The organism is Tessaracoccus caeni, assembly GCF_029211185.1.
GTDB classification, from domain to species: Bacteria; Actinomycetota; Actinomycetes; order Propionibacteriales; family Propionibacteriaceae; genus Arachnia; species Arachnia caeni.
The window spans coordinates 1-26,323 of sequence record NZ_JARGDO010000027.1; the positions used below are offsets into that span (position 1 = coordinate 1).

The window sequence follows — 26,323 nt, forward strand, 5'->3', positions numbered from 1 at the left end:
CATCAACGGCTTGATCGAGCTCCACCGCCGCATCGCCCGCGGCTTCCGCAACCGCGAGAACTACCGACTACGCATGCTCCTCATCGGCGGAGGACTCACCCTCGACCCACCGCAGGTATGAAGAGCCAGTTTGTCTCCCCCCGATGCTGAATAGAGGAGACCCCCAGACATGGCTACGGAGCAGAATTTCAATGTGCCGGCGTCCGGTATTGGTCGTCGTAGCGTCATCAAGGCGGCCACCTGGTCGGCGCCGGTAATAGTGATCGCGGCTGCAGCGCCGTTGGCTGCTGCGAGCACCTCCTCGGGCCTTTTGACCGGCGTTCAGGCAGTGGTCCAATACTTCGACTCGAAAGCGGCTTCGTTCGACGTCTCATGGGATTGGGATGGGGACTTTGGGTCACTGCCGAACGATATTACCGACGACATGATCACGTTCCATTTCGATGACCTCGAGGTGAAGATGGACGGCTACGAGATGTACTTCCTGGAGCCCGATGCCTTTCACGTCATTTTGACGCTGCGCGTTGATTTGACCGGCTTCACGGGCACCGGCACTGTGCAGGTCGCCTTCTCAGGAAGGGCGGGAGTAGGGCCGATCATCTTCGCGTAGCGGAGTGCGGGCAAGCACAAAAGGCAGCAGAGTACGCCGTTGACGGCGGTGTAGGCCAGGGTCGTATCACCCTGCTCGTCGCGTGGTCAGGCGGTGCCGAAGCGGCGTTCGCGCGTCGCGTATTGTTCGACGGCGGCCCAGAGATCGCGACGGTCGAAATCGGGCCAGAGCCGGTCCAGGAAGATGAACTCGGCGTAGGCCGACTGCCACAGCAGGAAGTTGGACGTGCGCTGCTCGCCGGAACTGCGCAGGAACAGGTCGACGTCGGGGATGTCTGGCTCGTCGAGGAAGCGTGCGAAGCGAGCCTCGGTGAGGCGTTCGGGGTCGAGCTTGCCCTGCTGTGCCAGGCGCGCGATCTCGCGGGCCGCGTCGACGATCTCCGCCCGCCCGCCGTAGTTCACGCAGAACTGGAGGGTGAGCGTGTCGTTGTGCTTGCTCATCTCCTCGGCCACCTCGAGCTCCTTGATCACGGAACCCCAGAGACGTGGGCGCCGGCCGGCCCAGCGGATCCGCACGCCCAGATCGTTGAGCTCGTCGCGGCGACGGTGGATCACGTCGCGATTGAAGCCCATCAGCCAGCGCACCTCGTCGGGGGAGCGCTTCCAGTTCTCGGTGGAGAACGCATAGGCCGACAGATACGGGATGCCCAGCTCGACCGCGCCGTGGATGACATCCAGCAGCGACGCCTCGCCCCGGGCGTGTCCCTCGGTGCGTTTGAGCCCGCGCTGCTTGGCCCAGCGACCGTTGCCATCCATCACGATGGCGACGTGCCGAGGCAGCGCTTTGGCCGGGATCTTCGGCGGCGTGGCGCCGCTGGGATGCGGGGTGGGTCGACGTCGTGGTTGAGGCACGGCCTCAGGCTACCCTGCGCGTGGGCGGGGGAGCTTAGACTGTTCGCGTGCCCACCTATCGCGATCACGCCGTCGTGCTGCGCACCCATCAGCTTGGCGAGGCGGACCGGATCATCACCCTGCTCACCAGGGAGAACGGTAAGATCCGCGCCGTCGCCAAGGGCGTGCGCCGGGCCACCAGCAAGTTCGGCAGCCGGGTGGAGCCGTTCAACCACATCGACGTGCAGCTGGCCACCGGGCGCGGCTCGCTCGAGGTGATCGCCCAGGTAGAGAGCCTGCACTCCAGTCGGCTGGGGGAGGACTACCGGGCCTTCACCGCCGCGGAGGTTCTCGTCGAGACGGCGGACCGGCTGGTGGTGGAGGAGCATACGCCCGCGCTGCAGCAGTATCGGTTGCTGCTGGGAGCATTGCTGGCGCTGCAGTCGCGTCGTCTGGAAGCGTCGCTGGTGGTGAACTCGTATCTGGTGCGGGCCTTGGCGATCGCCGGCTATGCGGTGTCCACGGGCGAGTGTGCGGGCTGTGGGAGCTATGACGTGCGCTGGTTCTCGCCGCAGGGGGGCGGCGGGGTGTGCCCGAACTGCCGAACCGCCGGCAGCGCGCAGCTGGGCTCGTCGGAGCGCGAACATCTCGGGGCGTTGCTGGCGGGGGACTGGCCGGTTGCGGTACAGGCCGAGCCAGGCGTGGCCGCCCGCGTCGACGGCATGGTGGTGGCTTACGCCACCTGGCACCTCGACCGAGCCCTGCGCTCGCTGCCGTACTTCGAGCGTTAAGCCATCGCGCTCTTCGAGGTGGGGAGCGCAGCGGAGCCTCGAGGAGAGTGCGACCGTGCGTCGGGATTGGTGGCCGGGTTCCTGCGGATTCTTACGTGGGGTCTTTTCGAGGCTCGGCCGCGAACGGCCTCGCACCTCAAAGAGCGTGGGGTGGGGTTCCGCCTCGGGGAGCGTGGGGTGGGGTTCCGCCTCGGGGAGCGGGGGTTGGGGTGGCCTCGCACCCCATTCACAACACGACGGACGTGACCGCCGGAACCTGACCACGAGTCCTCAGACACAGTCGCGCTCTTTTCGAGGCTCGGCCGCGGGCGGCCTCGCACCTCAAAGAGCGTGGTTGGGTTGGTCGTCCTTGCGGCTCGGAGAGCGTCGGAGGGTCAGGCGCAGTTGGCGCAGAGGCCGTATAGCTCCACCTCGTGGCCGACCTTTGTGAAGCCGTGTTGGCTTCCGACCTCGGAGGCCCAGCTCTCGACGACGGTGGCGGCGATCTCGACGGCGTAGCCGCACTCGGAGCACACCAGGTGGTGATGGTGGCCGGTGGAACAGGCGCGGTAGACCATCTCGCCGTCGTGGTTGCGCAGCGTGTCCACCTCGCCGGACTCGGCCATGGTCTGCAGCGCGCGATAGACGGTGGCCAGGCCGACGCGGGCGCCGTCCTTCGCCAGGGCCTCGTGCACCTGCTGGGCGGTGCGGAACTCCTGGGTGCTGTCCAGCTGCTCGCGAATGGCGGCCCGCTGCCAGGTCTTCCTGGTGGCAGGCCGCGGAGAGCGCGGCTCGGCGCTGGTGTCAGTGCTCGTCATAGTGGTCCCCGTGCTTGGCGTGGCGATGCCCGTGATGCACGTAGTCTAGGTGGTCGCCGTGCTGGATGACGCGCTGATGCTGGTGCTCATCGTCCTGGAGCGCGGGATGCGCCTCGACGTGGGCGTCGGCGTGACCGTGATCCGGCACGTACGGGATGAAACGATCCACCCGTCGAAGCTGCCTGCCGAAGGCCCAGGCCAACCCGAGCAGCAGGATCGAGACGACCACGATCGTCGCTCCGGTGGCGGTGTCCAGGTAGAAGGATCCGACGGTGCCGGTCAGCGCGGCGACGGCGCCGATCCCCATGGCGCCGAAGAAAGTGGCGCGGAATCCGACGAAGGCCTGCTGAGCCGTTGCCACAGGGATGACCATCAAGGCGCTGATCAGCAGCAACCCGACGGTGCGCATGGACACCGTCACGGTCACCGCCGCCAGCACCACCACCAGGATGTTCAGCGCGCGGACCCGGATTCCCTGCACCCGGGCGTGGTCCTCGTCGGCGGAGATCGCGAACAGCCGGGGCGCCAGGCCGATGGTGAGGGCGAGCACGACGATCGCCAGCCCCGCGATCAGCCAGAGATCCGACGTGCTGATCGACGTCAGCGAGCCGAACAGGAAGGCCGACAGTCCGGCCGCGCCCTGACCCGCGATGCCGGCCATCATGACGCCGGCCGCCAGGCCGCCGTAGAACAGGATCGCCAGGGCGAGGTCGCCGGAGGCCTTGCCGGTCTGGCGCAACAGCTCGACGCCCACCGCACCCACCACGCAGACCAGCACGGCCATCGGTAGGGGAGCGGTGTTGGTGAGCATCGCCAGGCCGACGCCCATGATGGCGACGTGACCCAGCCCGTCGCCGAGCAGGCTCATCCGGCGGTTGACGATGTGGACGCCGATGGCCGGCGCGATCAGCCCGCTGAGCAGCGCGGCGATCAGGGCGCGCTGCATGAACGGCAACGAGAGCACGTCGATCATCGGATCGCCTCCGCGATCGGATCCTCGAGCCCGATCTGGTGCGGTCGGGGAGGCGCGGGGTCGCAATCGGCGGTGCCGTGCTCTTCGTCGACCACCACTCGGCCGTCGCAGAGCGTGATGGAGCGGTCGAGCACGTCGCGCATGGGGCCCAGCTCGTGCAGTACGGCCAGCACGCCCAGGCCGTCGTCGACGAGGCCCTGCAGCAACGCGGCGAGCCCGGTCTGCGAATGCAGGTCGACGCCGGCCAGCGGCTCGTCCATCACCAGCAGCTCCGGTCCCGTGGCCAGGGCTCGTGCGATCAGCACGCGCTGCTTCTGGCCACCCGAGAGGGTTCCGAAGGGCCAGCCGGCCCGGTCGGAGAGGCCCACCAGCTCCAGCGCGTCGGCGACCTTCGCCCGATCGGCCTTGGTGGGCCACAGAAAGGGCTTGGTGTGTGCGAGGCGGCCGGCCGTCACGATCTCGCGTACTGTGGCGGACGGCACGCCGATCGCGGAGTACTGCGGCACATAGCCGATGCGCCAGTGGTCGCGGAACTGCGACTGCTCGGTGCCGAACAGCCGGATCGAACCGGCGGTGTGCGGCACCAGGCCGAGCAGCGAGCGGATGAGCGTCGTCTTCCCGGAACCGTTGCCCCCGAGAATGGCCACGGCCTCCCCGCGATACACGGAGAGGCTGATCCCGCGGAGCACGGGCATGCCGTCGAGCGAGACGTAGACGTCGTCGGCCTCGACGGCCGGCACCGTCGAGCCGAGGTCACTGACACCCATTGGCTGCCTTCAACGCGGCGAGGTTTGCTTCCATGATCGAAGGGTAGTCCTTCCCCGGTGACTGGTCGGAGAGGCCCTCGATGGGATCGAGCACGCCGGTCTTCAGGCCGAGGTCGCCGGCGATGGATTCGGCCAGCGCAGGGGAGGCGAGAACCTCGAAGAAGATCGTGGTGACGTCGTGTTCCGCGGCCAGGCGGTGCACGTCGGCGATCCGCGCGGGAGAGGCCTCGGCCTCGGGATTGATGCCGTTGATGCCGATCTCCTCGAGCCCATAGCGATCGGCGAGATAGCCGAAGGCCTTGTGCGACGTGATGAAGGCGGTGCGCTCGCAGTGGGCTAGGCCGTTCTCGTAGTCGCCGTCGATCTGGTCCATCTGGGTGGCGAGGTTCGCCGCATTGGCGTGGAAGTCGGCCTTCTCGGCCTCGGACCCCGGCAGATTGTCGGCGATCGCCTGGCCGACGGCGGCCACCCGGGTGGGGTCGAGCCAGAAATGCGGATCCAGCTCGCCGTGATCGTGGTCGTGATCGTCGCCGTCTTCGCCCTCTTCGTGAGCGTGGTCGCCATGCTCCTCGGCCGGGACGAGATGGGCGAACTCGGTGACATCCAGCACGTTGGTGGCGCCGGACTGGGTGATCGCCTCGTCGACCGCGGGCTGGAAGCCCTTCAGATAGATCACCAGATCGGCGTCGGCCAGCGACGCGATCTGCTGCGGGCTGAGCTCCAGGTCATGGGCATCCACGCCTGGAATGGTCAGCGACTCGACGGCGAGGTGGTCCCCGGCCACCTGGGTAGCGGCGTACTCCAGGGCATAGAACGCGGCGACCACGCGAGGACCGTCGTCGGCCTGCTCGGAGCAGGCCGTCGTCGCGAGTAGGGTGGGCAGGAGCAAGGTCGCCAGGGCACGCCGCAAAGTCATGAGAACCATTGTCAATAGTGCGGCGACGGGAGTCAAACCGACAATCGGGATATTCAGGAGGACGCGTGCTGGCCATCACGAGATTTCGGGATCCGGGGGCTGACTTCGAGCAACGTGCGGGCCGCGTCGTCGACTTCTGGAGGACCTGTTCGGGCAACCTCAGGGCGAATCTGGTGCAGAACCTCGATGATCCCGACCTCTGGGCGATCATCTCCGAATGGGACTGCGTTGGTTCCTATCGCCGTTCGTTTCAGGGCTACGAGGCCAAGATGATCCTGACCGAAGTGCTGCTGCTCGCCGTCGATGAGCCGAGTGCCTATCTCGCGCCCGACGATCTCCGCTAGGCTCGTAGTTACACGTGTAACCGCGGCCGCGGAAGGGCCCTTCTGCCCCCTGCGATAGCCGCCACGAGGGAGGAACGAAGAGCCGATGGATACCCGCATTTGTCTGCGTGCCGATGACGTTGCGCTGGTGCTGGTCACGGAGGACGGCGGTCTGCCGTGGGTGCTCCATTGGGGTGCCGATCTCGGAGCGCTGAGCGACGACGAGGCCACCGCCCTGATCGAGGGGGATCGCTGGGTGCAGGCGCCGAACGGCCCCGACCACGGACTGATCCTCGGCGTCGTTCCGGAGGCTCGATTCGGATGGTCCGGCACGCCGGGCCTGATCGGTTCGCGCGATGGGGCGGACTGGAGTCCCGATTGGCGTCTGAGCGGCGTGACGATCGACGGCGTGGCCGTCACCGACGGACTCACGCAGTCCGGGCCGGCCGTCGTCGAGTACCGGGCAGAAGCGCCCGCGTCCGCACTTGCCCTGAGCCTCGTCGTCGAGCTGTTGCCCACCGGCCTCGTCCGCGCGAAGGCCCAGGTGACCAACCTGGGCGAGAGCACCTATCGGGTCACCGAGCTGACGGTGAGCCTGCCGGTGCCCAGCGAGGCCCGCGAGATCCTGGACTTCGGGGGACGCTGGGGCAACGAGCGCGCCGCTCAGCGTGGCGTCCTCAACCAAGGGGCCCATCGCCGCGAGTCGCGCTTCGGGCGCACCGGCGCCAACTCGGCCTATGTGCTGAGCCTCGGCACCGCCGGCTTCGGCTACCGCGACGGCGAGGTGTGGGGCGTCCACACCGCGCACAGCGGGCATCACATCCATCAGGCTCAGCGCGACTACATCGGCGCCAACGTCATCGGCGGCGGCGAGCTGCTGCTGCCCGGCGAGGGCGACCTGGCGACGGGGCAGTCCTACGCCACGCCCTGGGTCTACTTCAACTACGCCGTCGGCCTCGATCAGCAGGCGTCGCGCTTCCATCGCCATCTGCGTGCGCTGCCGGTGCACCCCGAGACCGCGCGTCCAGTGACGTTGAACGTCTGGGAGGCCGTCTACTTCGATCACCGGCTCGATCGGCTCACGGACCTGGCCGACCGCGCCGCGGCGCTGGGCGTCGAGCGGTTCGTCCTCGACGACGGCTGGTTCGGGGCCCGTCGCAGTGACGACGCGGGCCTGGGCGACTGGGTGGTCAGCGACGAGATGTGGCCGAACGGCCTGACTCCGCTGATCGAGCACGTGCGCGGGCTCGGCATGCAGTTTGGACTGTGGATTGAGCCCGAGATGGTCAATCTCGACTCCGACGTCGCCCGCGCCCACCCGGAGTGGGTCATGCAGCCCGGCGGCGGGCGGATGCCCATCTCGCAGCGCCGGCAGCAGGTGCTCAACCTCACGATTCCGGGTGCCTACCAGCATGTGCTGGACCAGCTGAGCGCCGTGTTCGCCGACAACCGCATCGACTACATCAAGTGGGACCACAACCGCGATCTGATCGACTCCGGCACCGCACCGACGGGCAGGCCGGCGGTCTCCGAGCAGACCAAGGCGTTCTACCGGCTGCTCGACGAACTGCGCGCACGCTTCCCCCACATGGAATGGGAGTCGTGCGCCTCCGGTGGCGGTCGCATCGATCTCGAGGTGATGGAGCGCGCCGAGCGCGTGTGGGTCTCGGACAACATCGACTCCGAGGAACGCCAGCGGATGCTGTGGTGGACCGGGCAGCTGCTCCCCATGGAGTTGATGGGCAGCCACGTGGCTTCGGGGCGTTCGCATACCACCGCGCGCTGGCACGACCTCAACTTCCGTGCCGCGACCGCCGTCTTCGGGCACTTCGGCATCGAGTGGGATCTGACCAAGGCCACCGACGAGGAGTTCGAGCAGCTGGGCTGGTGGATCCGCTGGTACAAGCAGAACCGGGAGACCATCTGCACCGGAGCCCTGGTTCGCGTCGATCTCGCCGACCCAGAGGTCTACTTCAAGGGCGTCGTCGCAGCGGATAAGGCCATCTTCTCGCTGTCGATGCTCAAGGTGACCAACTGCGTGAGCCTCGGGCGTCTTCGGTTCCCGGGCCTCGATCCCGATGCGCGTTACCGCGTGACGGTGATCGACCGCCAGCACCTGCCGGCGAAGCACCACTCGCAGTGGACCAAGCAGCCGCTGGTGGCCACCGGAGCGCAACTCGCCACCGTCGGGCTGCGCGCGCCCTACACCCAGCCGTCGACGGCGGTGCTGTTCGAGCTCGAGAAGATCGGCTAGCCGTAGCGAATGCTAGGCCAGGTGCGGTGAGCAGCCGCAGGAGCGACGGATGACCAGCTTCGCTTCGAGGAGCTGGTGCATCGCGCCCGGCGTGCCGTCCAGGAGCTTGGCGACGGCGGCCTTCGCCATCTCTGAGATGGGCTGGGCCACCGTCGTCAACGGCGGCCAGGTGTAGGCGCACTCGTTGCTGCCGTCGAATCCGATGACGGCGACGTCTTCCGGCATCGCGACGCCGGCCTCGTGGAAGGCGTGCACGAGCCCGATGGCCTGTCGGTCCGAACTGGCGAAGATGGCGGACGGCAGCTCCGACGAAGCGAGGAGCTTGCCCGCCTCGTAGCCGCCCTCGGTGTTGAAGGGCATCGTCAGGCAGGGTCCATGTTCCAATCCGAGGGCTCGGACCGCGTCGAACCACCCGTCCTTGCGCGCGTCCTGCCGTCCGTCGGAGGTGACGCCGGCCACCATCCCGATCCGTCGATGGCCATGCGAGGCCAGGTGCTCCACCGCCAGCTGGGCACCGTGGTACAGATTCACTCCGACGGACGGAACCCCGGTGCCGGTGCCGAAGTGGTTGAGCAGCACCAAGGGGATGTCCACCAGATCGAGCGCGCGGGCGTCGGGCTCCGACGTGGTGCTGCACAGGAGGACGCCGTCCACGCGACGCATCGAGTAGCGCTCGACGTGGTGGCGCTCCATCGCGGTGGAGCCTCCGGTGTTGGACACGAGCAGGTCGTAGCCGCGTTCCCTGGCCACCAACTCGACCTCGTGGGCCAGTGCCGCGAAGTAGGGGTTTGTGGTGTCCGGCACCACCATGCCGAGGGTCTCGGTGGACCCGAGGCGCAGGGATCGTGCGGTGGAGTTGGGCCGGTAGCCCAGCATCTCGATGGCCTTGCGCACCCGTTCCTCCGTCTCGGGGGAGACGGACTTGGAACGGTTCACCACATAGCTGACGACCGCCGGGCTGACTTTGGCGAGCCGGGCGACGTCGTTGCGCGTGGCGACGGGTTTGGCTGGCGCTCGCTTGGACACGCGCGCCAGCCTATCCCGAACCGATGAATTAGTTGCTGGGGGCGTCGCCGAAATCGGGCACCGGGAGCCGTTCGCCGCCTCGCAGCGCCGACTGGTGAGCGACGATGCCCGGCACGGTGTAGCGCGCGGCCTGCCAGGCGCTGACCGGCGGAATCGTTCCGCTGTTGACGGCCACCACGAAGTCGTCCACCAGGAACTGGTGGCTGCCCTCGTGGCCGCTCGGCAGCTTGCGCAACGCTTCGGGGAGGCGGCTGGGATCGTGGACGGGGGCCAGCCCGGAGACGAAGGCGTCGCGCAGAGCGGGGTCGATGCCCTCCAGCGACGGATCGTCGAGGCTCATGGTGGGCTTGGTCTCGATCTGCTCGGTCACGTGGGTGACGGTGTCCTTGGTCTGCCAGACCGCGTAGTCGACGGTCTCCTCGAAGCTGGCCTCGGTGCCGAAGTAGCGGAACCGGCTCTCGCGGATGTGCGACGGGTAGCCGACGCGGCGGAACTCGTTGATCCGGAAGGAGCCGCCGCCGGCCAGCTCGAACAGCGCCGTCGCGTTCGAGAAGTCGTTGTCGAACATGCTGACCTCGCGGTCGAACACGCCGTCGCCGCGCTCGTCGCGGACGCCGATGCAGCTGACGCTGACAGCGTGGCCGCCGATGGCGCCCAGCACGCCGCCGACGGAGTGCGTCGGGTACAGCATGGGCGGGTAGCTGGCGGTGGACTTCCAGTTCTCGCCGCCCGAGAACTGGTACGCCGCGTAGAAGCCCAGGTCCATGTCGTGGACGTAGTCGCCCTCGGCGTAGAAGATGCGACCGAAGGCGCCCTCGGCAACCTTGTTGCGAGCGAAGATCGTGGCCGGGTTGTAGTGGCTGGTCTCGCCCATCATGTAGGTGAGCCCGGTCTCGCGCACCTTGGCGATGATGGCCTCGATCTCCTCGATGGAGATGGCCATCGGCACGGCGGAGTAGACGTGCTTGCCGGCGTCGAGGGCCTGCAGGACGAGGGGGCCGTGGGTCCAACGCTGGGTGAAGATGGCCACCGCGTCGAGGTCGCTCGCGAGCATGGCTTCGAAGCTGGGGTAGGTGCCGTCCAGGTGGTACTGCTCACACGTCGCTTCGGCGCGCTCGGGCAGCAGGTCGGTGATGTGAACCGACGAGACGCCCGGGTGAGCCTTGAAGAGCTTGGCGAACTGGCCGGAGAACTGTCCGGCACCGACGATGCCGAGGGAGAACTGTGCGTTGGAGGACATGGTCACGAGTTTGACATCTTGTAGTGACACGAGTCAACAGGTGTTGAAAGACTCTCGCGGTGCCCTCCGGGAGATAACGATTCGGTCACGGTTTCGCCGGTCCGCGCGACCAATACCCATCTGTCTAGGCATAATGCAGAGCCTCCGTGCGGTCACCCGGGTTTGTCGACGGTTTCGCGTGAGAACCTTGTTCTGTGCGCAGTGACTCGTGTAACCTGCCGCACAGAAACAAGCACAACAAAGGAGTGTGTCTGTGAGTGTGAATCCCGCCGCCGCAGGTGCGGCGACTCAATCCGAGGAACCGGTGTTCCGGAAGGGCAGGTCGGACGTCAAGGTCGCCTTGATGTTCATCCTTCCAGCCACCATCGGTCTCATCGCGTTCTACATCGTGCCCACCGCGAGAGGTTTCTACCTCAGCTTCACGGAGTACAGCATCCTCGGCTCGCCCACCTGGGTGGGTACGGAGAACTACCAGGCTCTGATCAAGGATCCGCTGTTCCACAACGCGATCTGGGTGACGCTGCAATACGTGCTCATCAACATCATCCTCCAGACCGCGGTCGCGCTGGGTCTGGCCCTGTTGATGAACAGCATCGCCAAGTCCACCTTCATCCGCGGCACGCTGCTGATGCCCTACCTGATGGCGAATGTGATCGCCGCGTTGCTGTGGTTCTGGCTGCTCGACTACCAGATCGGCATCGTGAACTACTTCATCGAGTCGATCGGCCTCCCGCGCGTGGCCTTCTTCGGTTCGGAGACCTGGGCCATCCCCACGCAGGCTCTCATCAACACCTGGCGGCACATGGGATACACCGCGCTGCTGATCTTCGCGGGCCTGCAGGGCATTCCGGCGACGGTCTACGAGGCTGCGGCCATCGACGGCGCCAAGCCGTTCCAGACCTTCACCCGCGTCACCGTGCCGCTGCTGCGTCCGGTGCTCGCCCTGGTGCTGGTGCTCACCGTCACCGGTTCGTTCCAGGTGTTCGACACCGTTGCCGTGACCACCCAGGGTGGCCCCGTCAACGCCAGCCGCGTGATGCAGTACTACATCTATCAGAAGGCATTCAACGAGCAGGAGTTCGGCTACGGTTCAGCGCTGGCCATGGTCTTGTTCATCATCCTCGGCATCGTCGCCTTCCTGCAGATGAAGTTCCTGCGTGGCAACGAGTCGGACCTGGCGTGAGGAGGCAGGAACTATGAGCGCAACAGCAACCGCACCCACTCAGTCCGCCGTGGACGACAAGCCCCGCAAGAAATGGACTCCCGGACGCATCGTCGCGTGGGCCATCCTGATCCTGTTCATCTTCATCAGCCTCGCCCCGTTCTACTGGGTTCTGCGCACCTCGTTGTCCACCAACGGTGCGCTGGCCTCGAACTCGGCCAACCTGCTGCCGGCCGACTTCAACCTCGGCGCCTACAAGCGCGTCTTCGGCCTGCAAACAGCAGCCGAGGCGATCGCCGAAGGCGGTTCGGGCGCGTCGATCAACTTCTGGTCGTTCATGCTCAACTCGATCATCTTCGCCACGGTCACCACCGCAGGGGCTGTGTTCTTCAGCTCGATGGCGGCGTACGCGTTCTCCCGCCTGCAGTGGAAGCATCGCGACAAGGTGTTCGGGCTGTTCCTCGCCACCGTGCTGGTGCCGCCGATCTTCACCGCGCTGCCCAACTTCCTGTTGGTCCGCAGCCTGGGCCTGCTCGGCACCCATCTCGGCATGATGCTGCCGTACATCTTCATGACCCCCTTCGCCATCTTCTTCATGCGCCAGTTCTTCCTGAGCATGTCGCGAGAGGTGGAAGAGGCTGCCATGCTCGACGGTGCCCGCCAGTGGCGCATCTTCTTCCAGATCGTGCTTCCCCAGGCATCCGCGCCCTTGGCGACCCTGGCGCTGCTGACCTTCATGCAGCAGTGGAACGAGTACTTCTGGCCCCTGCTGGTGTCCAACGAGAACACCCGCGTGCTCACCGTCGGCCTGGGCGTCTTCAAGGCCTCCTCGCCTCAGGGCGCACCTGACTGGTCGGGCCTGATGGCCGCGACCCTGGTGTCGGCCACCCCGGTGTTGATCCTGTTCTTCTTCTTCGGCAAGCGGATCGTCAACTCCATCGGCTTCAACGGCACCAAGTAATCCCTCCCTCAACCCGTCTACGACAACACACTTCCACGAAAGGAAACCCGATGAGAAAGACCCTGCGGATCACCGCCGCATTGGGCGCAGCAGCGCTGGCCCTCACCGCCTGCGGTGGCGGCGAAGGCAGCAACGGAGCAGCCAGCGGCGAGATCAGCTACTGGCTCTGGGACGCCAACCAGCTGCCCGCCTACCAGCAGTGCGCCGACGACTTCGCCAAGGCCAACGAGGGCTTGAGCGTCAAGATCACCCAGACCGGCTGGGACGACTACTGGAGCAAGGTGACCAACGGCATGGCCTCGGGCGAGATGGCCGATGTCTTCACGGATCACCTGGCCAAGTACCCCGACTTCGTCAAGACCGAGCAGCTGCTGGAGATCAGCGAGGCCAACGTCGACATGGCCTCCTTCCAGGAGGGCCTCGCCGACCTGTGGGTCGGGCCGGATGGCAAGCGTTACGGCCTGCCCAAGGACTGGGACACCATCGCGCTGTTCTACAACAAGGCGATGGCGGCTGAGGCCGGCGTCACCGAAGAGCAGATGGCGAGCCTCACCTGGAATCCCCAGGACGGCGGCACCTTCGAGCAGGTCATCGCCAAGCTCACCGTCGACAAGAACGGCAAGCGCGGCGACGAGCCCGGCTTCGACAAGAACAACGTCGAGACCTTCGGCCTGGGCCTGAACAACTCCGGTGCCGGCACCGGCCAGATCGAGTGGAGCTGGTTCGTCGCCACCACCGGCTGGCGTCACACCGACACCAACCCCTGGGGCACCAAGTACAACTTCGACGATCCGCGTTTCCAGGAGTCCATCGCATGGTGGGCGGGTCTGATCGACAAGGGCTACATGCCCAAGCTCGAGACCACCGTCGGCGCGTCGATGAACGACAGCTTCGGCGCCGGAAAGGCCGCCATCAACGCCAGCGGCTCGTGGATGCTGAACACCTACTTCGGCTACGACGGCGTCGAGGTCGGCCTGGCGCCGACCCCGGAGGGTCCGGAAGGACGCGCCTCCATGTTCAACGGTCTCGCCGACTCCATCTGGGTGGGCACCAAGAACGCGGAGAACGCGGCCAAGTGGGTCGACTACCTCGCGTCGCCGGCCTGCCAGGACGTCGTGGGCTCGATGGGCGTGGTCTTCCCGGCCATTCAGAGCGGCACCGACAAGGCGTCCGAGGCGTTCTCCGCCAAGGGCATCGACACCACGCCGTTCACGCAGCACGTCGAGCAGGGCACCACGTTCCTGTTCCCGATCGGCGACAACGCGGCCAAGATCGAGGGCATCATGAAGCCGGCCATGGACGCCGTCCTCAGCGGCACCCCGGCCGATTCGCTCACCGCGGCCAACGAGCAGGTCAACGCGCTCTTCAAGTGAGTTCGTAGCCTGTAGGCAGAACAAGAGGCCCGGGGCCGGTAAGGGAACTTACCGGCCCCGTGCCTTTTGTGTTGCGGGTCGGGTTACTCGCCCAGGCCGTCGCGAAGCGGCTCGAGGGGATCTGCCCCGTCGGGGCTGTCCCAGTCGTACTCCAGCTGCGTGTCGCCGGCCGCCCACAGCCTGGGGGTGGGGGAGTCGAGCCAGTCGAGGGGCTCGACGCCGCCGGGCGTGCCTCCGTCCAGGGCGAGTCGCAGCGCCGCCGAGAGGTCGGCGTCGACGGCGTCCGTGCGAGTCTTGGGGTCCACCGAGACGAACAAGACGGTGCCGGAGCGCGCGATGAGGTCGAGGAACTGCCGGTTCTTCGACCAGTCGGTGGCCGTGGTGCTGGGCACGCAGTCCGCGTCCACGGCGAAGAAGCGACGATACTGGGCCAAGCGGAAGGCCAGGGTGTTGACGCCCACTCGTCGGGTACGGTCCCACTCAAGCCCGGAGGTGTCGTCGCCGGTGCGATTGGCATGAACCAGGCCCGCGGCCAAGTGGCCCACGACGTTGCAGCCAAGGATGAGTGCGCCGTCGGCTCGGTCGGCGAGGCGCTGGTAGAAGCCGACGAGGGCCTCCGCCGTGGTCATCGACGGATCGTAGAGCGCCGGCCCGCGCAGCGGGCGGGGGCCCATGGTCGGCCCCCACTGACCGAGCAGCTCGAAGGTGGAGAAATCGTGCTTGACCAGGTCGAAGCCCCAGGATCGGATCCTGGCGATGTCGTCGCCTACGAGGTCGAGCACGGCGGGGCAGCTGGGATCGAGCGCCGTGAGCCCATAGCTCGCGCCGCGGGCGCCGTCGGCCCAGTCGTCGCGACGCAACAGCGGGCGGTACCAGATCCCCGGGCGGACGCCCTCGGTCCGGATGGCCGCCGCAGCGTCGGGCATGGCGGGGAACTCCGGGGTGCGGCCGGTGTCCCATGGACCGCCCGAGGCCATCCGGCCGTCGGCGGTTCCGTCGGGCGACCAGCCGTCGTCGATGACGCCGAAGGGGCGCACGGGGTGATCGCCGACGAGCTCGGCGATCGTGCGGGCGTCCTGCACGACGGCGCTCTGATCGAAGTCCTTGCCATAGGCGTAGTACCAGTTGTTCGCTCCCGCCAGAGGTCCGACGGGTAGCGGGTCGGCGCAAAGGGCTCCGTACAGCTCCTGCTGGGCGGCGAACGGGGTCCGGTCCGACTGGGTCCACACGACGGTGGCCGCATGAATCGACCGCTCGCCGGGACGGACGGCCGCGCCACCGCTGCGCAGATCCAGGACCAGCGAGATGCCCGCCGCGTCGACCTGCCAGAACGCGAATGCACCGCCGCGCACTTCGACGCCGTAGCCGGTCGTCGACCCACCCCGCCGGTCGTGCACGAGGGCCGTCCAGGGCAGCACCCGCTCGGCCCGGAGTCCCAGCCATTCCAGCTCGCCATAGGAACGCTCCCACGCGTCGCCCAGCATGGCGGCATGGTGCGGTGCAGGACGGCGCCAACGCAATCTGACCCCGGCGACGCTCACGCGCGCCGAGACGTCCACCCGGAGCCGCTCGCCGACGGGGGTCGTCGACACCGACACGTCAGACCGCGATGCCACGGTCCAGGCGTCGGTGGTGTCCCGCTGGATGTAGACCGCGTCGGGCATGGGGACGGTGAGCAAGGGCATGGATTCTCCTGATCCTTCAGTGTGCGGGAGCGCAGCCGCACGAGCGGCGGATGACGAGCTGGGCCTGGTAGCTCAGATGGGTTCCGGGTGCGGCGTCCGGGTCAAGGACCACGGACACGGCGTCGGAGGCGATGCGAGCGATGGGATGGGTCATGGTGGTGAGGCCGGGCCCGATGAAGGGCGCCAAGGTGGTGCCGTCGAAGGACACGATCGCGACGTCGTCGGGCACCCGGAGGCCCGCCTCCTGCAGTCCGGCGATGCAGCCGAGCGCGATCGCGTCGCTGGCGATGAACAGCGCGTCGGGAGCCTGTGGGGTGAGTCTGGGGTCGGAGAGACGACGGCCCGCCTCGTAGCCGGCCTCGGGGGTCCATTCGCAGTCCACGGAGGGTCCGGTCGGCAGGCCGGCCGCGTCCAGCGCGTCGAGCCAGGCCGGATAGCGCGGGTCTCGGGGATCGAAGTTGCCCACGAAGCCGATGCGCCGATAGCCGTGCTCGACGAGGTGCTGGACCGCCGTGATGGTGGCTCCGCGGTGGTCGAGCAGCGTGGCGGTGAGGTCGGCCGGCGGTGAGATCTCGTTCAAGGCGATGATCGGCAGGTTGTGGATCCGGGCGAAGGCGAGGTCGGACGGCTCCACCTGCGTCGCGAGGATGACCGCGGTGACATTGTGCTCTGCGAGCGACTCGAGCGGGGTGCGGTGCGCGTCGCTGGGGCGGTGAACCGAACTCGCCGTGACCAGCGTCATGTTCCGGCGGAACAGCTCTTGGTCGATCGCGGCGGCCAGCTCCGCGTAGAAGGGGTTGGTGGTGTCGGTGACGACCAACCCCACTTGATGCGATCGGCCCCGCACCAGAGCCCGGGCCGTCTCGTTGGGGCGGTAGTCGAGAGCGGCGATCGCCCGCTCGACTCGGGCCTTCGTCTTCGCGGACACCGGCCGAGGCCCGCCGTTGATCACATAGCTGACCACGGCGGGGCTCACCGAGGCCAGCCGAGCAACGTCGGCGCGTGTGCTCCGAGCTTTCACGGAACCCGTCATGGTGCTATCCCGTCCTCTCCCACTCAGACACCGGGTCGATGCGATAGAACCTGGCGGAAGGCCCCGGTGCGGTTTCCACGGTGATCTTGCGACCGTCCTGGCTCACGTGGGCGGTCCATCCCGGCAGGTTCGCGGGATAGATCTGCTGCACGTCGCCTGCTACGAGGTCGGCCGGCAGCTCCAGCTCCAGCGTTCCCGACGACTCGGCCCGGTTCCACACCGAGACGTAGGCGCCGCCGTCGGGGCAGCGCAGCCCGAGCGCCAGACGATCGGCGCTCCAGGCTGGAAGTCCGGAGGGCCAGAACGGGACGCTCTCCACGCTCTGTTCCCGGATCCCCTTCCAGACCTCGGCGGCCTCGCGCACGAGCCCGAGCTGGGCGTCGGTCATGTGGTCGAGGTGGCCGGAATAGTACGGCCGACCGGACAGGCCGGTGACGTGGACGAAGGCGATCACCTCGTCGGACATCTCGGGTTGGGCATAGGCCCAGTTGCCGGACTGCTCGGGCAGTAGCATCATCGGTGCGCCCGTGGCGATCGGCGGATAGAGCAGATAGTCCTGCTGGTCGGAGGTCGACTGCAGATCGAAGCGAGACACCTGCGCCCAGTCCTGGCGCATGGCGCCGGAGGCGCAGTTCTCGAACACGACCAGCGGGTAGCGCTGGCGCAGCGCGTCGAACCACTCGAAGTACGCCGCGATGTGGTCGCGAAGGCCGTCGCCGGGTTCCTGCCCCTGGGAGTCGTCGCCGGAGCCGGGGGTCACGTTGTAGTCGAGCTTGAAATAGCCGGTACCCATCCCGATCAGCCGTTCGAAGGTGGCGTCCAGGTGCGCCCGGGCGGCGGGGGAAGTGAGATTGAGGAAGTAGCGTCCGTGCTCGACGATCAGCTCGCCTCGTCGCCGGAGGAAGGCGGACTCCGGCAGCTGATCCACCAGCGCGGACCGCACGCCGACGACTTCGGGCTCCAGCCAGAGGCCTGGCGTCATGCCCTGCTCATGGATCGCGTCCAGCACCCCCTGGAGGCCGATGCGTCCGAAGCGACGGGTGGACGGCAGCCACTCGCCGACGGTGGGCCACCAGTCGCCGGAGTCGTCGTACCAACCGGCGTCGATGCAATAGATCTCGGCGCCTGCGCGGGCCGCGGACGCGATCAGCGGGAGGAGCTTCTCGTCGGTGGGATCGGCTTTGATGGTGTTCATGTAGTCGTTGAACACCAGCGCGGTTCGGCCGACTCGTGAGGTGCGGCGTGCGGCATCGGCTCGGCGATGGCGGGTCAGCTCTTGAATCGCGCCTTGCCAGCCCTCGTTCGAGGCCGCGATGACGAGTTCGGGCGTCGTCATCGATGCGCCGGGGGCGAGCGTGGTGCTCCATGCGTGGTCGAGGTTGGTCGCCCCGCTCGCGGCCAGGAGGAAGTGGCCGGGTTCGGTTCCGAAGGAGTCCAGTTCCCAGCGCCACGGGCCGCCTCCGGAGATCTGCCAGGCGACGGCCTGGCCGGTCGACGCGTCCTCCAGGGCGCCGACGGGGAGCGGCCCGTCCGTCGTCCAGGTGGAGGTGCCCACCCGCGCGATGCTGGCGCTGCCCGGCAGAGGCATGCGCTCCGACGAGCAGTCGATGAGCCCGGCCTCTTCGAGGGACTCGAGACGCCATCGGTTCTCGGCGCACCAGGACGAGCATCCGGTGGCGATCATGGTCTCGCGCATCGAGAAGGGGATGGGCAACGCCGCGGCGGTGGCCGATTCCACCACGATCTCGGTGTCGCCGCTGTTGGTCACGGTGGTGCGGAAGGCGAGTGAGCGGTCGCTGGTCCTGATCCGAGTTCTGACCTCGAGCGCGCCGTCGGTGGAGAACTGCTCCACCACGTCGGACCCGTCCTTCGCGACGTGGTGCCCGGCGTAGCGCAGCAGCTGTCCGCGGGAGGTGCTGATCAGCGTGCGGGTCTGGTTGGTGGAGCGACCTTCTCCGAGTACCAGGATCTCGATGAGGGAGACGAGCGGCACCGGAACGGAACCGACGGCCTCCACCCGGACCGGGTGCTCGTCGGACGTGGTCAGCTGGATGGATAGCGCATCGCCGCCGAGTTTCAGAGACATCGTTCCTCCGGAGTAGTTGCTCTGCCCCAGTGTCAACACGTGTAGATGTCTCTGTCAAGCGAGACGCCTGCGCGCGAGAATATCCAGCTTGTAAAGAATCAACACGGGTTGATTGATGGGGGTGTGACGGGTCGTCGGAATGCGGCCGGGCCCGCTCGGATCTGTACACTGACGGTCTTGTCTGCACCCAGGAGGACTCTTGCCCGAAGCCTTGCGTCTGCACGCGCCCAGCCGGCGCGATGCGGTGGTCGTCGACCTTCCGGTCGTGCTTGCTCCGATGGCGGGGGTCACCAATGCGGCCTATCGCCAGCTGTGTCGGGAGCAGGGGGCTGGACTGTATGTCTGTGAGATGATCACGTCGCGCGGACTGGTCGTCGGTGATCCCAAGACGCGCGCCATGCTGCAGTTCGATCCCGGCGAGACGACGCGCTCCGTCCAGCTGTACGGCGTCGATCCGGAGCCGATGGCCGGTGCCGCCCGCATTCTCATTCGCGAGCACCAGGTGCAGCACATCGACCTGAACTTCGGCTGTCCCGTGCCCAAGGTCACCCGCAAGGGAGGCGGCGGGGTGCTGCCCTACAAACGTGATCGGCTGCGCGCGATCGTCCGGGCGACCGTCCAGGCGGCCGACGAGTTCGGGATTCCGGTCACCATCAAGACCCGAGTCGGCATCGACGGGGATCATGAGACCTTCCTCGACGCCGGGCGCATCGCCCAGGAAGAAGGAGCGGCCGCCATCGCCCTGCACGCACGCACCGTGCAGCAGGCCTACTCGGGTGAGGCCGACTGGGCCCGGATCGCCGAGCTGGTGCAGGCCGTCGACATCCCGGTGCTGGGCAACGGCGACATCTGGGAGGCCGAGGACGCCCTCGTCATGATGGAACAGACGGGGTGCGCGGGCGTCGTCATCGGGCGCGGATGCCTGGGCCGTCCATGGCTCTTCGGCGATCTGGCCGCCGCCTTCCGGGGAGAAGGTCAGCGCCTGCGCCCCAAGCTGGGCGAGGTGGGGCAGATGCTGATCCGCCACGCGGAGCTGTTGAGCGGCGTGATGGGGGAGCGCCACGGCCTCACCGACCTGCGCAAGCACATGGCGTGGTACTTCAAGGGCTACCCCGTGGGCGATCTGCGACGTTCGTTCGCCATGGTGAGCTCGCTCGACGAGCTGCGTGACCTGGTCGCGCAGCTCGACGCCGACGCCGAGTTCCCGGTCTCCGAGCTGGGCACCCCGCGTGGACGGCAGGGGTCGCCGCGCGGCAAGGTGGTGGTGCCGTACGGTTGGTACGACGATACGTCCGGCAAGGAGCTGGACCTGGCCGACGCAGAAGTCGGCGTGAGTGGAGGATGAGATGAGCGAGACCGGGGACGCGGCGGAGCAGACCGGCAAGAAGGTCGCCAAGCCGCTGCCGATCTGGGCGCAGATCGGCAGGATCGTGGCGGTTGTCGGCGCCCTGGCGCTCTTCGTCGTCGCCTTCCTCACCTGGCGCGCGGCTCCGGAGGATCAGGCCTTTTGGGAGCGCATCGGCGAGTACTGCTTCAACGCCATGGTGATCGGTGTCGTCGCCTTGTTCGTCGGGCGGTTCCAGAGCCGCCGGTAGCGGATCGCCGGGTCGCCGTCTGGACCCCGCCGGTAGGCGCCACTAGGCCGTTCACTAGACTCTCGGCCACGGGCCCGCCCGGGCCCAGGATACGGAGATCCGCATGGACGAGCACGCAACTCTCACGATCGACGGGGTGGACTACCGCCTTCCGATCATCGTCGGATCCGAGGGCGAACGGGCCCTCGACATCTCGAAGCTCAGGTCCGCGACCGGACACATCACCCTCGACGACGGCTACGCGAACACGGGCTCGTGCGCGTCGGCGATCACCTTCATCGACGGCGAGCAGGGCATTCTGCGCTACCGCGGCATCCCGATCGAGGTGCTCGCCGAGAAGTCGTCGTTCATCGAGACCGCCGAGCTGCTCATCTTCGGTGAGCTCCCCGACGTCAACGAGCGCGACGCGTTCCGCGACCTCTTGACCGAGAACTCGACGCTGCACCGCGACATGCGCAAGCACTTCGACGGCTTCCCGCCCAACGCGCACCCCATGTCGATCCTCTCGTCGATGATCACGGCGCTGCAGGCCTACGAGGTGCCCGACGTGGACATCGAGGACGAGGAGGGATTCAAACGAGCCGCGGCCGCCCTGATCTCCAAGACCCGTACCATCGCCGCCGCGGCCTACAAGTCGCACATCGGGCAGCCGCTGGCATACCCACGCTATGACCTGGCCTACGCCGAGAACTTCCTGCACATGATGTTCTCCGTGCCCTACCGGGACTACGAGCCAACGCCGGAGGTGGCGCACGCGCTGAACATGTTCCTGGTGCTGCATGCGGACCACGAGCAGAACTGCTCCACCTCGACCGTGCGGATGGTCGCCTCGTCGGGAGCCAACATGTTCGCATCCGTGTCGGCGGGCGTGAATGCGCTGTGGGGCCGGCTCCATGGCGGTGCGAACATGGGCGTCATCGAGATGCTGGAGGAGATCCAGGAATCCGGCATGGATCCCAAGGACTACGTCAACCGGGTGAAGGACAAGCGCTCGGGCGCGAGGCTGATGGGCTTCGGTCACCGCGTGTACCGCAACTTCGATCCGCGGGCCACCATCCTGAAGAAGGCGGCCCACGACCTGCTGGAGTCGATGCACATCGACGATCCGCTGCTCGATATCGCGCGCGAGGTCGAGCAGACCGCGCTGGCAGATGACTACTTCGCGTCGCGCCGGCTCTACCCCAACGTCGACTTCTACTCGGGCATCATCCTGCGCGCCATCGGCATCCCGCTGGACATGTTCACGGTGATGTTCGCCATCGGGCGCACCCCCGGATGGATCGCGCACTGGAAGGAGGTCAGCGACAACCCGGCGCAGCGCATCTACCGGCCGCGACAGGTCTACGTCGGCGACACCCTTCAGGAGTGGCTGCCGCGCGAGGAACGGCAGCCCGTGCAACACGGGCGTTCCCGGTTGCGCGGCGGTTGGCTACGGTGGGGGCGTGAACGAGATTCTTCCGCGGGCGAGACTCTGGGCTGAGACCATGCGTGGGCACGGCGACGCCGTGATCCGTGCCCACGCGGCCACCGGACCGGCGGTGTCGGCCCGTGGCCCCCGGCTGCGTGAGCAGCGCGAGGCCCTGGAGCGTGCGCTACTGGTGCCCGAGGCGACGTTCGCCGACGGCGCCGGCCATCGTGCTCGCGCCGAGGAGCCCGACGAGTTCCGCACCTGCTTCGAGCGCGATCGCGATCGGATCGTGCACTCCGCCGCGTTTCGTCGGCTGGCGGGTAAGACGCAGGTCGTCGTCTATCCCACGGATCACCAGCGCACTCGTCTCACCCACGCCATCGAGGTGGCCCAGGTGGCGGTGGCCATGGCGCGCGGACTCGGCGTCAACGTGACGCTGGCGGACGCCATCGCGCTCGGCCATGACTGCGGCCACGGCCCCGGCGGTCACGCGTCGGAGGATGCCTTCGATGAGTTCATCGAGGGTGGCTACGACCACGGCCCCTGGGGCTCCGACGTGGTGCTTCAGCCGCTGAACCTCTGCGAGGAGACCCTGGACGGCATCCGCAACCACTCCTGGTCGCGGCCGGTGCCGTCGACGGTGGAGGGCGAGCTGGTGTCGTGGGCCGATCGCATCGCCTACTGCGCCCACGACCTGGAGGACGCCATCCACGCCGGCATCGTCACCCTCGACGATGTGCCCGAGATCGTGCGCGACGTGGCGGGCACGCGTCGCAGCCAGCAGCTGGCCACCTTCATCACCGCCGTGATCGACACCACCTGCACCAGCGGCGCCGTCGGGATGGACGCCCTCACCGCAGAGGCGCTCGCCGAGTTGCGTCGCTTCAACTACGAACGCATCTACACGCGTCCGGAGTCGGTCGCGCAGTCGGTGACCGTCGTCGCGGTGCTCCGCGACCTGGTGAACCTCTACATCGAGCGGCCCGACCTGATGCCGGAGGAGTATCGCTCGGACGATCTGGTGCGAGCCGCCGTCACCTACGTCGGCGGCATGACCGACCGGTTCGCCTTCGACCAGGCCAAGAACCTGCTGGGCTGGAACCCGAAGAAGCTCCCCAAGGGCATCGGCAGGGGAATGTGACGCTCTTTGAGGTGCGAGGTACGAGCCTCGACAATCCAGGCGAGCGCGAAGCACTGATGACGCTCTTTGAGGTGCGAAGGCTCAGGGCGAGGAACGAGCCCCAAGCCTGAGCCTCGAAAAGACCCAGCCGGCAGCCGACCAGCAGTCTCTACGTCGTCTCGCGCCGGCTCTTTTCGAGGCTCCGCTGCGCTCCGCACCTCAAAGAGCGTGATTGAAAAGAGCCGACTCGCCTATCCAGTAGACTCCCAGCGTGGCAGGGCGGATCAACGATGAGGACATCGCGGCCGTCAGAGAACGGGCTCGCATCGATGAGGTGATCGGTGAGTACGTCGCGCTGCGAAACGCGGGCGGCGGATCGCTGAAGGGGCTGTGCCCATTCCACGACGAGAAGACGCCCAGCTTCCAGGTCACCCCGGCTCGGGGGTTCTTCTACTGCTTCGGCTGCGAGGCCGGCGGCGACGTGATCACTTTCCTGCAGCGGCAGCAGAATCTCTCCTTCGTCGAGGCGGTGCAGACTCTGGGCGACCGCTTCGGCGTGACGCTGCGCGTCGAGGACGACGGCAACTCCGGACCGCAGCACGCGCCAGGCATGCGCAAGCGGATTCTCGAAGCCAACCAGGCCGCTCAAGACTTCTTCGCCGCTCAGCTGAACTCGCCCGAGGCGCTGCCGGGCCGCCAGTTCCTGGACTCCCGCGGGTTCGACCGCGCCGCAGCGCTGCGCTTCACCGTCGGCTACGCCCCTCGCGGCGGGTTCGCCCTGGCTCAGGCGCTGCGGGGCCAGGGCTTCCCGCTGGACGTGCTCAAGGCCGCCGGCCTGGTCCGCGACAACGGGCGCGACTTCTTCGTCGGGCGTGTGCTCTGGCCCATCCGCGACTCCGCGCAGAGCGTGCTGGGCTTCGGCGCGCGCCGGATCTACGACGACGACCGGATGCCCGCGAAGTACCTGAACACGCCGGAGACGCCGGTCTACAAGAAGTCGCAGGTGCTCTATGGGCTAGACCTGGCGCGCAAGCAGATCGGCAAGCGCTCTCAGGCCGTGGTCGTCGAGGGATATACCGACGTGATGGCCGCGCATCTGGCGGGGGTCGACACGGCCGTCGCGTCCTGCGGCACGGCGTTCGGAGCGGAGCATGCCCGTCTTCTGCAGCGCCTGATGGGCACCCACGACTCCCTGCACGGCGAGGTGATCTTCACCTTCGACGGCGACAAGGCCGGCCAGGCAGCGGCGCTGAAGGTCTTCAAGGGCGATCAGAACTTCATCGCCCAGACCTACGTCGCCGTCGAGCCCAACGGTCTGGATCCCTGCGACCTGCGCCTCCAGGCCGACGACGCGGCCGTGCGCGAGCTCGTCGCCAGGCGCGTCCCGCTGTACCGGTTCGTGATGGAGAACATCGCCAAGTCCTACGACCTCGACCGCGCCGACGGCCGGCTCGGCGCCGCGAGGGAGGCCGCGGCGCTGCTGGGGTCGATCCGCGACCAGTCGTTGGTGAGCCAGTACCTGCGTGAGCTCGCAGGCCTGCTGGGCATGGACATCGAGGACGTCCGACGCGAGGCCTCGCGCGCAGCGCACCGTCAACAGCCTGCCGCGCCGGAGCCGGAGTACGAGCGGGAGCCGGCGATCGCGCCGACCACGATGGAGTGGCCTAACCCCAATGATCCTGCGCTGCGGCTGGAGCGCGACACGCTCAAGCTGATGCTGCAATACCCACTCACCCTGGACGCCGCGTGGAACGCCGTGACGGCGGAGGACTTCACCCACCCCGGCTACCGGGCCATCTTCCAGGTGATCGAGTCCGTCGAGTTCGGCGACGGCTGGATCGACCGGGTCCGGTTGGCCGCGCCGACGGAGAACGTCGCGCAACTCGTCGTCGCGCTCGCCGTCGAACCGCTGCTGCGCGAACCGGACGAGGCCTACACGCTCGCACACACGTCGCGGCTGCAGTTGTCGCGGGTGGTGCGGGCCATCTCCGACTGCAAGTCGCGGCTGCAGCGCACCGACCCGGTGAAAGACCCGACGGGTCACCGCCGGCAGTTCGCGCACCTCACCGAGCTGGAGATGGAACGTAAGCGGCTTCAGCAATTGAGCCTCTAGACAAGCGCTCCAAGGATCGACGGGCGGCGGTCAACGCCTCCTTCTCCCAGCGAGCCGCCGTCGACGCCGAGCAGCCCAACTGGTCGGCGCATTCCGACAGGGTGCGCGGCCGACCGTCCAAGCCGTATCGCAGCACCAGGATCGTGCGCGAGCGCTCGGGCAAGAGTTCGAGGATGCTGACCAACGAGAAGTCGACCTCGTCGAAGGCGCGAGACGCGGACTCGTCCGCCAGGTGGTAGTCGTCGGGAAGCGGAGACTCCCGGTCGCGCGGACGCATTCTCGCGTTGTAGGCCACCCGTCGCGCGATGGCCACGAACGCGTAGGTGGAGAACCGATTGCCGTGGGAGGCGTCGAACTTGTTGATGGCCTCGCCCAGGGCGAGACAGCCCTCCTGGAAGAGATCGTCGCGGCTGGCCTGGGTCAGGTCGGCGACGCGTTGAGCGTGCATCTGGACCATGCGGAGATGTCCGAGGAAGAGCCGCTCCCGCGCGTATCCGGACGACGGGGACTGCCTCTGTTGCGCCAGGGAGACCAAGGAGATCGCCTCGTCGGCGGAGAGGACCACATGGGGGAACTTCAGGTCTGTCATGGGCACACGCTGCCATCCGAGGGCGCCGACCGGAGGCCTCCGGCGCCCGGGTGTGGAAAGCTGCGACGGGCACCACTTCTTTGTACACAGGGCCTTGTTGCGCGCCCGTGGAAGGATGTAAGCATGAGCCTCTTCGCCCGCAAGGACCGCGCCGTCGCCGCCCAGCTTTCCGCTTTGCTCGGGCGCAACATCCGGGTGTTGGCATACGGCGAGGGGGCGGATCAGCTGCTTCTGGCGGGCACCCGGGAGCATCTGGCGTTGCGCACCGACGACGGGTGGCAGGCCTGGCCCTGGGAGCAGGTGAAGGGCGGTTCCTGGCGTTCGGAGGAACAGGAGTTCCAGTGGTCGACGATGGAGGGCGACGAGTTCAGCGCCCAGTTGGAGGAGCCTGGTCGCCTGCCCGAGTTGTTCCGTGAGCGGGTGCAGGCCAGCACCATCGCCACGGAGTCGTTCGACCTGCCCGGCGGATCGGTCCAGATCGTCGCTCGCAGGGCTCCTGGGGGACAGGGGGAATGCCGGTTCTACGCCGTTCCGCGCGGGCGTATCTCCCTCGACGACCCCGCCGTTCGCGACCTCGTCGTGGCCCAGACCGACCGCCTGCGCGCCGAGCTGCCGTGATTTGCGTCAGTCAGAACTGATGGGGTAGCGTTCCTTCTCGCGTGGTTAACCCC

At 67.5% G+C, this 26,323-nt stretch carries 23 protein-coding genes and 1 pseudogene; 13 read left to right on the forward strand and 11 right to left on the reverse strand.

What is annotated here, in order from left to right; translation table 11 throughout:
- Window positions 1-169 precede the first annotated feature (169 nt).
- Window positions 170-610, forward strand: a complete 441-nt coding sequence (locus P0D62_RS17625; RefSeq protein ID WP_275703850.1) for a hypothetical protein — start codon at window positions 170-172, stop codon at window positions 608-610.
- 86 nt (window positions 611-696) lie between these two features.
- On the opposite strand, the gene P0D62_RS17630 is transcribed toward P0D62_RS17625, so the two are convergent.
- Window positions 697-1,461: an isoprenyl transferase gene (locus P0D62_RS17630; RefSeq protein WP_275703851.1), complete on the reverse strand. Its 765-nt coding sequence runs from the start codon at window positions 1,459-1,461 to the stop codon at window positions 697-699.
- A gap of 47 nt (window positions 1,462-1,508) precedes the next feature.
- On the opposite strand from P0D62_RS17630, the gene recO reads away from it, so the two are divergent.
- On the forward strand, window positions 1,509-2,231 hold the full coding sequence (gene recO, locus P0D62_RS17635) for a DNA repair protein RecO (protein WP_275703852.1): 723 nt from the start codon (window positions 1,509-1,511) through the stop codon (window positions 2,229-2,231).
- Between the two features lie 374 nt (window positions 2,232-2,605).
- On the opposite strand, the gene P0D62_RS17640 is transcribed toward recO, so the two are convergent.
- The 4 genes from P0D62_RS17640 to P0D62_RS17655 are packed head-to-tail and all read right to left on the reverse strand — an operon-like array spanning window position 2,606 to window position 5,684.
- Window positions 2,606-3,028 (reverse strand): Fur family transcriptional regulator, encoded by a 423-nt coding sequence (locus tag P0D62_RS17640; RefSeq protein WP_275703853.1) that lies wholly within the window; start codon window positions 3,026-3,028, stop codon window positions 2,606-2,608.
- On the reverse strand, window positions 3,015-4,001 hold the full coding sequence (locus tag P0D62_RS17645; RefSeq protein ID WP_319947020.1) for a metal ABC transporter permease: 987 nt from the start codon (window positions 3,999-4,001) through the stop codon (window positions 3,015-3,017). The genes P0D62_RS17640 and P0D62_RS17645 overlap by 14 nt, the downstream gene beginning before the upstream one ends.
- Entirely contained in the window at window positions 3,998-4,768 is a 771-nt protein-coding gene (locus tag P0D62_RS17650) for a metal ABC transporter ATP-binding protein (protein ID WP_275703854.1), read from the reverse strand. The genes P0D62_RS17645 and P0D62_RS17650 overlap by 4 nt, the downstream gene beginning before the upstream one ends.
- On the reverse strand, window positions 4,755-5,684 hold the full coding sequence (locus P0D62_RS17655; RefSeq protein WP_275703855.1) for a metal ABC transporter substrate-binding protein: 930 nt from the start codon (window positions 5,682-5,684) through the stop codon (window positions 4,755-4,757). Before P0D62_RS17655 ends, P0D62_RS17650 begins: the two co-directional genes overlap by 14 nt.
- A gap of 65 nt (window positions 5,685-5,749) precedes the next feature.
- Here P0D62_RS17655 and P0D62_RS17660 point away from each other — a divergent pair, with 65 nt between their 5' ends.
- Window positions 5,750-6,028 (forward strand): antibiotic biosynthesis monooxygenase, encoded by a 279-nt coding sequence (locus P0D62_RS17660; RefSeq protein ID WP_275703856.1) that lies wholly within the window; start codon window positions 5,750-5,752, stop codon window positions 6,026-6,028.
- Between the two features lie 85 nt (window positions 6,029-6,113).
- The gene (locus P0D62_RS17665) at window positions 6,114-8,261 is read left to right on the forward strand and encodes an alpha-galactosidase (RefSeq protein ID WP_275703857.1); all 2,148 of its coding nucleotides are present in this window, start codon (window positions 6,114-6,116) and stop codon (window positions 8,259-8,261) included.
- A 12-nt stretch (window positions 8,262-8,273) separates the two neighbouring features.
- Here the strand turns inward: P0D62_RS17665 and P0D62_RS17670 are convergent, their stop codons facing one another.
- Window positions 8,274-9,287, reverse strand: coding sequence for a LacI family DNA-binding transcriptional regulator (locus P0D62_RS17670; protein WP_275703858.1), 1,014 nt, complete (start codon window positions 9,285-9,287; stop codon window positions 8,274-8,276).
- 28 nt (window positions 9,288-9,315) lie between these two features.
- Window positions 9,316-10,527, reverse strand: a complete 1,212-nt coding sequence (locus P0D62_RS17675; RefSeq protein WP_275703859.1) for a Gfo/Idh/MocA family protein — start codon at window positions 10,525-10,527, stop codon at window positions 9,316-9,318.
- A 253-nt stretch (window positions 10,528-10,780) separates the two neighbouring features.
- On the opposite strand from P0D62_RS17675, the gene P0D62_RS17680 reads away from it, so the two are divergent.
- Genes P0D62_RS17680 through P0D62_RS17690 form a run of 3 tightly spaced genes read left to right on the forward strand, consistent with a single transcriptional unit; the run spans window position 10,781 to window position 14,023 of the window.
- Entirely contained in the window at window positions 10,781-11,710 is a 930-nt protein-coding gene (locus P0D62_RS17680; RefSeq protein WP_275703860.1) for a carbohydrate ABC transporter permease, read from the forward strand.
- 13 nt (window positions 11,711-11,723) lie between these two features.
- Window positions 11,724-12,650, forward strand: a complete 927-nt coding sequence (locus P0D62_RS17685) for a carbohydrate ABC transporter permease (protein WP_275703861.1) — start codon at window positions 11,724-11,726, stop codon at window positions 12,648-12,650.
- 50 nt (window positions 12,651-12,700) lie between these two features.
- Window positions 12,701-14,023: an ABC transporter substrate-binding protein gene (locus tag P0D62_RS17690; protein ID WP_275703862.1), complete on the forward strand. Its 1,323-nt coding sequence runs from the start codon at window positions 12,701-12,703 to the stop codon at window positions 14,021-14,023.
- Window positions 14,024-14,106: 83 nt separating this feature from the next.
- On the opposite strand, the gene P0D62_RS17695 is transcribed toward P0D62_RS17690, so the two are convergent.
- The 3 genes from P0D62_RS17695 to P0D62_RS17705 are packed head-to-tail and all read right to left on the reverse strand — an operon-like array spanning window position 14,107 to window position 18,827.
- Window positions 14,107-15,708 carry an alpha-amylase family protein gene (locus P0D62_RS17695; protein ID WP_275703863.1) on the reverse strand — a complete coding sequence of 534 codons (1,602 nt, stop codon included), beginning with the start codon at window positions 15,706-15,708 and terminating at the stop codon, window positions 14,107-14,109.
- 16 nt (window positions 15,709-15,724) lie between these two features.
- Window positions 15,725-16,741: a LacI family DNA-binding transcriptional regulator gene (locus P0D62_RS17700; protein WP_275703864.1), complete on the reverse strand. Its 1,017-nt coding sequence runs from the start codon at window positions 16,739-16,741 to the stop codon at window positions 15,725-15,727.
- Between the two features lie 4 nt (window positions 16,742-16,745).
- Complete coding sequence (locus P0D62_RS17705) at window positions 16,746-18,827, reverse strand: glycoside hydrolase family 36 protein (RefSeq protein ID WP_275703865.1); 2,082 nt, start codon at window positions 18,825-18,827, stop codon at window positions 16,746-16,748.
- A gap of 199 nt (window positions 18,828-19,026) precedes the next feature.
- On the opposite strand from P0D62_RS17705, the gene dusB reads away from it, so the two are divergent.
- The 5 genes and pseudogenes from dusB to dnaG all read left to right on the forward strand — a co-directional run bounded on the left by dusB (window position 19,027) and on the right by dnaG (window position 25,063).
- Window positions 19,027-20,172, forward strand: coding sequence for a tRNA dihydrouridine synthase DusB (dusB, locus tag P0D62_RS17710; RefSeq protein ID WP_275703866.1), 1,146 nt, complete (start codon window positions 19,027-19,029; stop codon window positions 20,170-20,172).
- Between the two features lies 1 nt (window position 20,173).
- Window positions 20,174-20,422: a hypothetical protein gene (locus tag P0D62_RS17715; RefSeq protein WP_275703867.1), complete on the forward strand. Its 249-nt coding sequence runs from the start codon at window positions 20,174-20,176 to the stop codon at window positions 20,420-20,422.
- Between the two features lie 103 nt (window positions 20,423-20,525).
- Window positions 20,526-21,809 (forward strand): annotated as a pseudogene (locus P0D62_RS17720) (citrate synthase); the annotation flags it as partial.
- 97 nt (window positions 21,810-21,906) lie between these two features.
- Window positions 21,907-22,971 (forward strand): HD domain-containing protein, encoded by a 1,065-nt coding sequence (locus P0D62_RS17725; RefSeq protein WP_406708280.1) that lies wholly within the window; start codon window positions 21,907-21,909, stop codon window positions 22,969-22,971.
- 250 nt (window positions 22,972-23,221) lie between these two features.
- Window positions 23,222-25,063, forward strand: a complete 1,842-nt coding sequence (gene dnaG / locus P0D62_RS17730; RefSeq protein WP_275703869.1) for a DNA primase — start codon at window positions 23,222-23,224, stop codon at window positions 25,061-25,063.
- On the opposite strand, the gene P0D62_RS17735 is transcribed toward dnaG, so the two are convergent.
- A complete protein-coding gene (locus tag P0D62_RS17735) occupies window positions 25,014-25,652 on the reverse strand; it encodes a sigma-70 family RNA polymerase sigma factor (RefSeq protein ID WP_275703870.1) in 639 nt (212 codons plus the stop codon). The two genes, dnaG and P0D62_RS17735, sit on opposite strands and share 50 nt — an antisense overlap.
- Window positions 25,653-25,775: 123 nt before the next feature.
- Here P0D62_RS17735 and P0D62_RS17740 point away from each other — a divergent pair, with 123 nt between their 5' ends.
- Window positions 25,776-26,270 (forward strand): hypothetical protein, encoded by a 495-nt coding sequence (locus tag P0D62_RS17740; protein ID WP_275703871.1) that lies wholly within the window; start codon window positions 25,776-25,778, stop codon window positions 26,268-26,270.
- Window positions 26,271-26,323: the final 53 nt, after the last annotated feature.